Source organism: Rhizobacter sp. P1_G5 (assembly GCF_056405435.1).
On sequence record NZ_JBFUCB010000247.1, the window covers coordinates 1 to 10,859 of the forward strand.

Annotated in this window: 11 protein-coding genes; 8 read left to right on the top strand and 3 right to left on the bottom strand. The window is 70.7% G+C overall.

The genetic code is table 11. From position 1 onward, the window contains the following. Together AC1D12_RS17535 and surE are read right to left on the bottom strand one after the other, a co-directional pair. Positions 1-450: protein-L-isoaspartate O-methyltransferase family protein (locus AC1D12_RS17535; RefSeq protein WP_477841846.1), on the bottom strand; the 450-nt coding region annotated here is incomplete at its 3' end. Then, complete coding sequence (surE, locus tag AC1D12_RS17540; protein ID WP_047511503.1) at positions 447-1,202, bottom strand: 5'/3'-nucleotidase SurE; 756 nt, start codon at positions 1,200-1,202, stop codon at positions 447-449. The genes surE and AC1D12_RS17535, both read right to left, overlap by 4 nt. 97 nt (positions 1,203-1,299) lie before the next feature. Between surE and AC1D12_RS17545 the strand changes: the two genes are divergently transcribed. The 8 genes from AC1D12_RS17545 to AC1D12_RS17580 all read left to right on the top strand — a co-directional run bounded on the left by AC1D12_RS17545 (position 1,300) and on the right by AC1D12_RS17580 (position 10,369). Further along, positions 1,300-2,274 (top strand): NADPH:quinone oxidoreductase family protein, encoded by a 975-nt coding sequence (locus AC1D12_RS17545; protein ID WP_477841849.1) that lies wholly within the window; start codon positions 1,300-1,302, stop codon positions 2,272-2,274. A 139-nt stretch (positions 2,275-2,413) separates the two neighbouring features. Beyond that, entirely contained in the window at positions 2,414-3,148 is a 735-nt protein-coding gene (locus tag AC1D12_RS17550) for a LuxR C-terminal-related transcriptional regulator (protein WP_047511496.1), read from the top strand. A gap of 31 nt (positions 3,149-3,179) precedes the next feature. Next, complete coding sequence (locus AC1D12_RS17555; protein WP_477841851.1) at positions 3,180-5,429, top strand: sensor histidine kinase; 2,250 nt, start codon at positions 3,180-3,182, stop codon at positions 5,427-5,429. Between the two features lie 115 nt (positions 5,430-5,544). Next, a complete protein-coding gene (gene yjjJ, locus AC1D12_RS17560; protein ID WP_477841853.1) occupies positions 5,545-6,903 on the top strand; it encodes a type II toxin-antitoxin system HipA family toxin YjjJ in 1,359 nt (452 codons plus the stop codon). 57 nt (positions 6,904-6,960) lie between these two features. After that, positions 6,961-8,898, top strand: coding sequence for a PAS domain S-box protein (locus tag AC1D12_RS17565; RefSeq protein WP_477841855.1), 1,938 nt, complete (start codon positions 6,961-6,963; stop codon positions 8,896-8,898). A 92-nt stretch (positions 8,899-8,990) separates the two neighbouring features. Beyond that, on the top strand, positions 8,991-9,452 hold the full coding sequence (locus AC1D12_RS17570; protein ID WP_047511485.1) for a RidA family protein: 462 nt from the start codon (positions 8,991-8,993) through the stop codon (positions 9,450-9,452). 3 nt (positions 9,453-9,455) lie between these two features. Further along, positions 9,456-9,935, top strand: coding sequence for a disulfide bond formation protein B (locus AC1D12_RS17575; RefSeq protein ID WP_477841857.1), 480 nt, complete (start codon positions 9,456-9,458; stop codon positions 9,933-9,935). An 86-nt stretch (positions 9,936-10,021) separates the two neighbouring features. After that, complete coding sequence (locus AC1D12_RS17580) at positions 10,022-10,369, top strand: hypothetical protein (RefSeq protein ID WP_477828472.1); 348 nt, start codon at positions 10,022-10,024, stop codon at positions 10,367-10,369. 44 nt (positions 10,370-10,413) lie between these two features. On the opposite strand, the gene AC1D12_RS17585 is transcribed toward AC1D12_RS17580, so the two are convergent. Further along, positions 10,414-10,859: DNA gyrase C-terminal beta-propeller domain-containing protein (locus tag AC1D12_RS17585; protein WP_477841859.1), on the bottom strand; the 446-nt coding region annotated here is incomplete at its 5' end.

The window sequence follows — 10,859 nt, forward strand, 5'->3', positions numbered from 1 at the left end:
CAGATGGCTGAGCACCGCGGCCTGGTAGCCGCAGCCAGTGCCGATTTCAAGCACCCGCCCCAGCTTTCCGGCCGCGCCGTGGCGCAGCAGTTCCAGCATGCGGGCCACCACATTGGGTTTGGAAATGGTTTGCCCCAGGCCAATCGGCAGGCTGGTGTCTTCATAGGCCTGGTTGACCAGCGCSGTGTCGACGAAGGCATGGCGCGGCACGCGGGCCATCGCGCCGAGTACCAGTTCGTCGCGCACGCCGCCACCGCGCAGCCGGTCGACCATGCGCTGGCGCACGCCGGCCGAATCGAGGCCGAGGCCGGTCGGCACCGCGCGCTGCGTGGCGGCCGCCGCCGCCTGCTGCACMGGCCGCTGCGGCCGCAGCACCTCGCGGCCCTTGGCCGGCGGCGCGAGCCGATCGAGTTGCAGCGGAAACTTCGGTCGCTTCGGGGCTTCGCTCATGAACCCACCGCCTGCGACCACTGCCGCCACGCGGGCAGCCGGGCGTGATCGGTCAGGTCGACCTGCAGCGGCGTGATCGACACGCAGCCGTTCGCGGTGGCGTGGAAATCGGTGCCCTCGCCGGCCTCGCGCGCATCGCCGGCCGGCCCGATCCAGTAGATCGGCTCGCCGCGCGGGTTCTGCTGGCAGATCACCGGCTCGCTCGCATGCCGGCGGCCCAGCCGCGTGATGCGGCGCGGCAGCTCGATCGCATCGGGCCGGTTCGGGATGTTGACGTTGAGCAGCCACGCGCCCGGTGCCGGCGGGTTCGCGAGCACCTGCTCGACCAGCGAGCGCGCGAGCCGCGCGGCGGCATCGACCTGCGCCCAGCCCTTCTCGACCTGCGAGAACGCGATCGCCGGGATGCCGAACAGGAAGCCTTCCATCGCGGCCGCCACCGTGCCGGAATAGAGCGTGTCGTCGCCCATGTTGGCGCCGTTGTTGATGCCCGAGAGCACCAGGTCGGGCCGGCGCGGCAGCAGCCCGGTCAGCGCGACGTGGACGCAGTCGGACGGCGTGCCGTTGATGTAGCGGAAGCCGTTGGCGGCGGTGAAGGCCGACAGCGGCCGGTGCAGCGTCAGCGAGTTCGAGGTGCCGCTCGCGTTCTGCTCCGGTGCCACCACGTCGATCTCGCCGAGCCCTTCGCAGGCTTTCACCAGGGCCGCAAGGCCGGGGGCGAGGTAGCCGTCGTCGTTGGCGATCAGAATGCGCATCGGGCGATTGTAGGGATGTGGGAAGCCGTCACCTGCGCGACGCACGCCGGCGAGCAGCCTGCCTATCATCCGGCGCCACATTCAAGGAGACGACCCCATGCAAGCCTGGCTGTGCGAGAACCCCATCGGCCCCGAAGCGCTGACCTGGAAGGAACTGCCCACGCCGCAGCCCGCGGCCGGCGAGGTGCGCGTCGCGATCCGCGCCGCGAGCCTGAACTTCCCGGACCTGCTGATCGTCCAGAACAAGTACCAGATCAAGCCGCCGCTGCCCTTCGTGCCCGGTGCCGAATACGCCGGCGTGGTCGATGCGGTCGGCGAAGGCGTCAAGCACCTCAAGGTCGGCGATGCGGTCGCCGCGTTCGCCGGTACCGGTGGTTTCGCGACGCATGCCTGCGTGAACGCCGCGCTGCTGATGCCGCTGCCGCCGGGCTTTGCGTTCGAGGACGCGGCCGCCTTCCTGTGCACCTATGGCACCACGCACCATGCGCTGATGGACCGTGCGGCGCTGCAGCCGGGCGAGACCGTGCTGGTGCTCGGCGCGRCCGGCGGCGTCGGCAGCGCGGCGATCCAGATCGCGAAGGCGGCGGGCGCACGCGTGATCGCCGCCGCGTCCAGCGACGAGAAGTGCGCCTTCTGCAAGCAGCTCGGCGCCGACGAGACCATCAACTACAGCCGCGGCCAGCTGCGCGAGGAGCTGAAGGCGCTGACGCAAGGCAAGGGCCCCGACGTGGTCTACGATCCCGTAGGCGGCGACCTGGCCGAACCGGTGTTCCGCTCGATCGCCTGGCGCGGCCGCTACCTGGTGATCGGCTTCGCGCAGGGCGGCATCCCGGCGCTGCCGCTGAACCTGGCGCTGCTGAAGGGTGCGTCCATCGTCGGCGTGTTCTGGGGCGAGTTCGCGCGCCGCGAGCCGAAGAACAATGCCCGCGCGCTGGCCGAGCTGGCCGGCTGGTATGCGCAGGGCAGGATCAAGCCGGCGATCGATCGCACGCTGCCGATGAGCGCGCTGTCGGATGCGTTCACCCGCATGGGCAGCCGGCAGGTGCAGGGCAAGATCGTGCTGGTGACATGACCGCCCCTCGGCCGACGGGTACGTCGACCGATCCCCTTCACCCGAGGGGGGATCGAGCCGCGCAGAACACCGCTGGACACAGCTTGTTGCAGGGGGAGTGCGCTACGATCGCAGGTCGCGCACGCTCCCGGCACATGGCATGGCAATCAAGGTCCTGATCGTTGAAGACAACCCGGTCGCCCGCAGCTTCCTGTGCCGCGTGGTGCGCGAAAGCTTCAGCGACACGATCGCCATCACCGAAGCCGGCGACCTCGAGAGCGCGCGCCGCCACATCGGCCTGCCCGACCGGCAGAAGGTCGAGGCCGCCACCGACCCGTTCAAGCTGATCCTGGTCGACCTGGAGCTGCCCGACGGCAACGGCATGGAGTTGCTGGCCGAGCTGGCCCGCTATCCGGCCACCAAGATCGTCACCACGCTGTACTCCGACGACGACCACCTGTTCCCCGCGCTGCAATGCGGTGCCGACGGCTACCTGCTGAAGGAAGACCGCTTCGAGGTGCTGGTCGAGGAGCTGCAGAAGATCGTGCGCGGCCAGCCGCCGCTGTCACCGGCCATCGCGCGCCGGTTGCTCGGCCACTTCCGCCAGGGGCCCGGCGGCATGGGCGGGCTGTCCGAGCCGGCACCGTCGGGCTTCCAGAGCAGCCGCCCGATGCCGCTCGGCCGCGGCGCGCCGCTCGACCATGAACGCCTGACCCCGCGCGAGAGCGAGGTGCTGACCTACCTCAGCAAGGGCTTCACGATCAAGGAGATCGCGAACCTGATGGGCATCAAGTGGTTCACGGTCAACGACCACATCAAGTCGATCTACAAGAAGCTCAACGTGTCCAGCCGCGCCGAAGCGGCCGTGCTGGCCAGCAAGCAGGGTCTGGTCTAGAACCGCAGCCCGCCGGGGCTGACCTCCGCGCATGGACAACCCCGCGACGCGGCCGGCGAGCCTGCACCCCGACTCCGCACTCGATTCCGGACTGATCGACCCCGCGCTCGGCGACGACCAGCGCCTGTCGCGCTGGATGGGCTGGCGGCTGCGCCTGCTGGTGGTGGCCGCGCTGCTCGGCTGCGTGGCCCTCRCGATGACGGCCCGCTGGCTGGCCGCGCAGCCGCACCTGCCGGCCGACTGGCGCGTCGGCGCGCAAGGCGAGGTCGAGCTCGTGCACACCGACGACGCCGCGCTGAAGCCGCTCGAAGGCCGCGCACTCGTCGGCCTGCTGAACGACAACGGCCAGGTCGCGATCGTCGACGGCCTGGCGCTGCAGCGCTCGCCGCGCTGGATCATGAGCGACACGCAGCGCGAACGCCAGTTCGACCAGCACCAGCAGGTTGCCGCGGTGGTGGGCGGCAGCAGCGTGCGGGTCTTCTTCATCGGCGGACGGCAGGTGGAGCTCGCGCTGCAGCCGCGCGGGCTGCTGCGGCTGGGCTCGATGTTCTGGGTGCTGTCGGCGCTGAGCCTGACGCTGTACCTGGTCGCGATGGTGGTGCTGCTGGCCAAGCCGTCGATGCGCAACCTGCTGTATGCCGTGGCCTCGCTGTGCCAGGCCGGCAGCCTCGCCTGCATGGCCGTCGAGTCGACGCTGCAGCTCGGCCTGCCGCTCGGCTTCCTGCGCTGGGACATGCCGCTGCGCCTGGCGTTCGACCTGCTCACCGCCGCGGCACTGGTGCACGCCGCCTACCCGGCGCATCAGCAGCCGCTCGGCGGGCGGCGCATCGCGTGGCTCGGCTGGGGCAGCGCACTGCTGCTGGCGGCGCTGTGCGCCGGCGGATCGCTGCGCGGCGCGTGGTGGTGGGCGCAGGGCGGCGTCACGCTGCTGGGGCTGGCAGCGCTCGCGCTGCTGAGCTGGTGGTACCGGCGCGAGCCGCACCCGTTCGCGGTCGTGATGCGCCGCTTCGGCGTGATGGCGATCAGCACCTGGGTGCTGCTGACCATCGCCATCGCCGCCGGCCACCGGCTGCCGGCGGTGCAGCAGCAGATGGTCAACATCGGCCCGGCGATCTGGTACGTGTTCTTCGCGTCGCTGCTGCTGCTGGTGCCGTTCCTGTCGAAATCGCAGCAGGTGATGCGCGAGTTCTCGCTGCTGGCGGCGGTCAGCACGATCGCGACCTCGCTCGACCTGCTGTTCGTCGCGGTGTTCTCGCTCGGCCAGTTCGCCTCGGTGACGCTGGCGCTGTTCCTGTCGCTGGGCATCTATGCCGGGGCGCGGCAGTGGATCCTGAACCAGCTGCTCGGCAGCAGCGTGCTGACGACCGAGCGGATGTTCGAGAAGCTCTACCGCATGGCGCGCGAGGTGGAGACGCACCCCGAGCGCGCCTCCGGCATGTTGATGCAGCTGCTGCGCGAGCTGTTCGACCCGATGGAGGCGGTGGTGGTCGAGAAGACGACCCGCAGCGCCCGCGTGGCCGGCGACGGCTCGACGCTGGTGGTGCCGGTGCCGCAGCTGCCGGGCGTCGGCGACGGGCTGCCTGGCTCGGTGGTGCTGCGCTTCGCGCACCGCGGGCGCAGGCTCTTCACCTCGGAAGACGCGCGGCTGGCCGAACGCATCCTCGAGCAGCTGCGCCGCGCGATCGCGTTCGACAAGGCGGTGGAGCAAGGCCGCAGCGAAGAGCGGCTGCGCCTGGCGCAGGACCTGCACGACGACATCGGCGCGCGGCTGCTGACGCTGATGTACAAGGCGCAGTCGCCCGAGATGGAAGAGTACGTGCGGCACACGCTGCAGGACCTGAAGRCGCTGACGCGCGGGCTCGCCGCGCCGAACCACCCGCTGTCGCACGCCGCCGCCGARTGGAAGGCCGACCTGACGCAGCGGCTCACCGCGGCGCACATCGAACTCGGCTGGAACCTCACCTTCGACCGCGACATCTCGCTGACCGTCGTGCAGTGGTCGGCGCTGACGCGCGTGATGCGCGAGCTGGTGAGCAACGCGATCGCGCATGCGAAGGCGCGCCGCGTCGACATCGAGTTCCACCTGCTGCAGGACCGGCTGGAGCTGACGATCACCGACAACGGCATCGGCCACAGCCCGCAGGCCTGGGCCCACGGGCTCGGGCTGGGCGGCGTGCGCAAGCGGGTGAAGCAGCTGGGCGGCGAGGTCGAGTGGAAGGAAGCCGGCGCGGTCGGGATCCGCTGCCGGGTGACGATCAGGCAGCTGTCGGAGCGGCGCTGACACGGCCCCGCCGGGGTCGATATAATCGTTACATGAATCGTTTCATTGAAGACGACGATTCACGCACACCTGCCTCTAGGAAATCGAATTTCCACCTGAAAAGTATCGTTTCACCATGACGATCGCCGACCGCCTCGTCTCCACGCTGCGCACCTGGCAGCGGATGCCGGCCGGCCGCCTGCTGGAGCTGCTGCAGGTGAGCCGGCCGACGCTGATGCGCGCCGTGCGCGCCGCCGGGCCGGCCGTCATCGCCCGCGGCAGCGCACGCCGCACCGCCTATGCCGCACGCCGGGCACTGCGCGGCGACATGAGCCCGCTGCCGCTGTACCGCATCGACGCGCAGGGCGACGCGGCCGAAGTCGCCCACCTGCACCTCACCTACCCCGACGGTTGCGCGGTGGACTTCCTCGAGCCGTTCGAATGGCCGATGGATGCCGACATGCAGGACGGCTGGTTCGACGGCATCCCCTACCCGCTGCAGGACCTGCGGCCGCAGGGCTTCCTCGGCCGGCAGTTCGCGCGCCAGCATGCGCCGCTGCTCGGGGTCGGCGAAGACCCGGCGCGCTGGTCCGATGACGATGCGCTGTACGCCTTGTCGCTGCTGGGCGCGGACCAGAGCGGCAACTTCATCCTGGGCGAAGCGGCCTTCCGGCTGTGGCAATCGAGGCAGGATCATGAACCCGCCCTGATCGCGGACGAGCAGGTGGAGCCCGCCTATGCGCAACTCGCGCAGCGCGCGATGACGGCGGGCGACGCCGGCTCGTCGGCCGGCGGCGAGTTCCCGAAGTTCACCGCCGTGCGTCTGCTGGACGGCGTGCCGGCGCACGTCATCGTCAAGTTCTCAGGCTCCGACGATTCCGCGATCACGCAACGCTGGTCGGACCTGCTGGTGTGCGAGCACCTGGCGTCGACGATCATTCCTGCACACCTCGGGCTGGCCGCGGCGCGCTCGACGATCCACCGCGCCGGCAACCGGACCTGCCTCGAGGTCGTGCGCTTCGACCGGCATGGCCTGCTCGGGCGCTCGCCGCTGTGTTCCTGGTCGGCGCTGAGCGGTGCGATGTTCGGCCTGGCCGGCCGCCCGTGGACGGAGGCAGCGTCGCAGTTGCTCGCGCTCGGCTTCATCGATGCGCAAACGCACGACCAGATCGCGCGGCTCTGGCATTTCGGCCGTCTCACCGCCAACAGCGACATGCACGAAGGCAACCTCTCGTTCGTGCCCGGGCTGAAGCTCTCGCCGACCTACGACGTGCTGCCGATGCTGTACGCGCCGGTGCGCGGCGTGGAGCTGCCCGAGAAGAACTTCGCGCCCCCGCGCCCGCTGCCGTCGGAGCGCGAGGCCTGGCAACAGGCCGCCCAGGCGGCGATGGTGCTCTGGCAAGCGGCGGCCGACGACCCGCGCATCAGCGCGGCATTCCGGCGCATCTGCGACGACAACGGCGCGATCGTCCGGCGGCTCGCGACCCAGGCCTAGCGTCCGCAGCGCCCCCCCGGGGCCGGGCCGCGGCATGCTGTGCTAGGGTGCAGCCTCATGACCGCCGATCACCCTGCGGAGCCCTTGCAGCACAACGAAGAACGCTTTCGCCTGCTTGTCGAGAGCGTGCGGGACTACGCCATCTTCATGCTCGACCCCGAGGGCCGGGTGGTCACCTGGAATGCCGGTGCCGAGCGCTTCAAGGGCTACCGCGCGCACGAGATCATCGGCCAGCACTTCTCGCGCTTCTACCCGCCCGAGGCGCTGGCGCGCGGCCTGCCCGCGCACGAGCTCGAGGTGGCCCAGGCGACCGGGACCTTCGAGGACGAAGGCTGGCGCGTTCGCCAGGACGGCTCGCAGTTCTGGGCCAACGTCGTGATCACCGCGATGCGCGCCCCCGACGGACAGCTGCTCGGCTTCGCCAAGGTCACGCGCGACCTGACGCAGCGGCGCCATCATGAAGAAGCGCTGCGCCGCAGCGAAGAGCGGTTCCGGCTGCTGGTCGAAGGCGTGTCCGACTACGCGATCTTCATGCTCGACCCCAACGGCCGGATCGCGACCTGGAACGTCGGTGCCGAGCGCATCAAGGGCTACACCGCCGCCGACATCATCGGCCGGCACTTCTCGATCTTCTACCCGCGCGAGGCGCGGGAGAGCGGCTGGCCCGACCACGAACTGCAGGTGGCTGCCGAGAAGGGCAGCTTCGTCGACGAAGGATGGCGGGTGCGCAAGGACGGCTCGATGCTGTGGGCCAACGTCACGATCACCGCGCTGCGCCATGAAGACGGCCGGCTGCTCGGCTTCGCCAAGCTGACCCGCGACCTCACCGAGCGCCGGCAGGCCGAGGCCGCCGAGCTCGCCAGCCGCCAGCGCGACGAACTGCTGCAGGCCGAGCGCAGCGCCCGCATGGAGGCGCAGCGCGCGACGCGCATGAAGGACGAGTTCCTCGCGACGCTGTCGCACGAGCTGCGCACGCCGCTCAGCGCCATCCTCGGCTGGACGCAGGTGCTGCGCCGCGCCGGTCAGGCCGACAAGCCGGTGGACCTGGAGCGCGCCATCGACGTGATCGATCGCAATGCCCGGGCCCAGGTCAAGCTGATCGACGACCTGCTCGACCTGAGCCGGATCATGGCCGGCAAGGTCCGGCTCGATGTGCAGCCGATCGCGCTGCTGGACGTGGTGCAGGCGGCCGTCGATTCGGCGCTGCCGTCGGCCGAGGCCAAGGGCCTGCGCCACCTGCTCACCAATGCCATCAAGTTCACGCCGAAGGGCGGGCAGGTGCAGGTGACGCTGCAGCGCATCGGCCCGCGCCTCGAGCTGAGCATCAGCGACAGCGGCATCGGCATTCCGGCGAGCTACCTGCCGCACGTGTTCGACCGCTTCTCGCAGCAGGACAGCTCGACGACGCGGGCGTTCGGCGGCCTGGGCCTGGGGCTCGCGATCTGCAGGCAGCTGGTGGAGCTGCACGGCGGCTCGATCCGGGTGAGCAGCGCGGGCGAAGGCCACGGAGCGACCTTCGTGGTCGAGCTGCCGGTCTCGCAGGAGCCGCAGCAGGCCGCGGCGGCGCAGTCCGGGTCGCCGGACGGGGCCGGGGCCGTGGACCTGCCGCCGCTGCCCCGGCTCGGCGGCGTGCACGTCTTCATCGTCGACGACGAACCCGATGCGCGCGAACTGCTGCGGCGCATGTTCGAGAACCAGGGCGCCCAGGTGACCGCGTTCGCGTCGGCACAGGAGGCGCTCGCGGCCGTGCTGCCGGCCCGGCCGGACCTGATCGTCAGCGACATCGGCATGCCCGAGATGGACGGCTACCAGTTCATGCGGGCGCTGCGCGCCGACGAGAGCCGCGACGAGCGCATCCCGGCGGTGGCGCTGACCGCCTTCGCGCGCGCCGAGGACCGCAAGAAATCGCTGCTCGCCGGCTACCAGGCCCACCTGGCCAAGCCGTTCGACATGGCCGAGCTGATCCTGACGGCAGCGGGGCTGCTGGGGCGCTGAGGTGCCCGCGCCGGGGAGGAGTCACCCCGCATCGCATTCAGCCAAAGCCCCAGGTGTAGGATCCCCCGCTTCCTCCACCTGCCCTGCCCGCCATGTCCGTCTACGACCGCCTGAAAGCCCTCGGCATCGAACTGCCGTCGGTGTCCGCCCCCGCTGCCGCCTACGTGCCCTTCGTGCGCACCGGCAACCTCGTGTTCCTGTCCGGGCACATCGCCAAGCGCGACGGCAAGCCCTGGGTCGGCAAGCTCGGCCTCGACACCGACACCGCCACCGGCAAGCTCGCCGCGCGCGCGATCGCGATCGACCTGCTGGGCACGCTGCAGGCGGCCGTCGGCGGCGACCTGAACAAGGTCGAGCGCATCGTCAAGGTGATGAGCCTGGTCAACAGCACCGGCGAGTTCACCGAGCAGCACCTGGTGACCAACGGCTGCTCGGAGCTGCTGGCCGAGGTGTTCGGTGCCGACAAGGGCGCGCACGCACGCAGCGCGTTCGGCGTGGCCCAGGTGCCGATGGGCGCCTGCGTCGAGATCGAGCTGATCGCGCAGGTGGCCTGAACGATGGCCACTTTCAAGTTCGGCGCCACGCAGCGCCTGTACGCCGTCGCGCTGCTGTGCCTGGCCGCCGTCGGTATCGCGCTGTTCTCGCAGTACGTCTTCGACATGCGCCCGTGCCCGTGGTGCATCCTGCAGCGCCTGCTGTTCACGCTGATCGCGGTGCTGTGCATCGTCGCCGCGTGGCTGCGCGGCGGGCCGCGCGTCGCGCTCGGCGGCATCTCGGTGCTGCTGGCTGCCTGCGGGATCGCGGCAGCGCTGTACCAGAACCTGGTGGCCGCGAAATCGACCTCGTGCAACCTGACCTTCGCCGACAAGATCATCAGCGGCATCGGCGTCGACAAGCTGCTGCCGTCGGTGTTCCAGGTGACCGGCAGCTGCGCCGAGGCAGCGGTCTCGATCATCGGCGTGCCCTACGAGTTCTGGAGCCTCGCGGTGTTCGGCGTGGCGGGGCTGCTGGTGCTGTCGGCGCTGYGCGGGCGCTGATCACCCTGGCCGCGGGTCAATCGCCGATGGCGCCCGCGGCCATCGAGGGCTAAGCTCACAGCATCGTCCGCTACCGGAGCACGATCATGATGTGGCACTGGAACTCGTGGTGGGAGCCGCGCCAGGACAACCCCACCGCCACCGAGCCCCCGGCTTGGCACGGCCCGTGGGGCGTGGAGCAGATGGCCGCCTGGCAGGCGCGCAGCTGGGAGCACATGGTGAGCGCGAGCCGCTCGATGTGGAGCTTCTGGCTCGGTGCGATGCCGGTGCCCACCTTTCCGGCGATCGGGCAGCTGACGCCGCCGACACCGCCGCAGGAGGTGCAGCCGGAACCACCGGCCGCCGCCGAGGCGAAGGCCCCACGCAAATCACCGCCGCGCAAGCGGACTGCACACCCTGACGGGCGACACGCGCAGCAGGCGCGCCACCGGTGAGCATGCCGCCCGGCCGCTGAGCCGGGCGCGCCATCAACCTGGCATCAGCCCGCCAGCACCCGCTGCGCCTTCATCCCCGCATCCAGCACCTTCCCCTTGCGCGCCCGCTTGCCGCCATAGACGGCGAGCGACGCTCCCTTCAGGTCTTCCTCCTTCGGCTTGCCGCCGCGGCCCAGGCCGAGCACCTTCAGCGCGGCCGCGCAGGTCGCGGTGGAGACCAGCGGATCCTTCGCATCCACTTCCATCAGCGTCAGCCCGCGGCCGCCGTTGGCCTGCAGCTTCAGCTCGTCGAGCGGGAACACCAGCAGCCGGCCGCTCAAGCTCAGGCACGCCACCTGCGTGTGCGCTGCCGCCAGCGGCACCGGCGGCAGCAGCTTGTCGCCCTCGTCCAGCGTCACGAAGCTCTTGCCGCCGCGCTGCCGGCTGACCATGTCCGACACCTGCGCCAGCAGCCCGAAGCCGCCGGTGTTCGACAGCAGCAGCTTCGTGT

Coding starts and splice junctions, on each gene's coding strand:
- surE (WP_047511503.1), bottom strand. CDS start 1,202: ATGCGCATTCTGATCGCCAACGACGACGGCTACCTCGCCCCCGGCCTT.
- AC1D12_RS17550 (WP_047511496.1), top strand. CDS start 2,414: ATGGCAATCAAGGTCCTGATCGTTGAAGACAACCCGGTCGCCCGCAGC.
- yjjJ (WP_477841853.1), top strand. CDS start 5,545: ATGACGATCGCCGACCGCCTCGTCTCCACGCTGCGCACCTGGCAGCGG.
- AC1D12_RS17565 (WP_477841855.1), top strand. CDS start 6,961: ATGACCGCCGATCACCCTGCGGAGCCCTTGCAGCACAACGAAGAACGC.
- AC1D12_RS17570 (WP_047511485.1), top strand. CDS start 8,991: ATGTCCGTCTACGACCGCCTGAAAGCCCTCGGCATCGAACTGCCGTCG.
- AC1D12_RS17580 (WP_477828472.1), top strand. CDS start 10,022: ATGATGTGGCACTGGAACTCGTGGTGGGAGCCGCGCCAGGACAACCCC.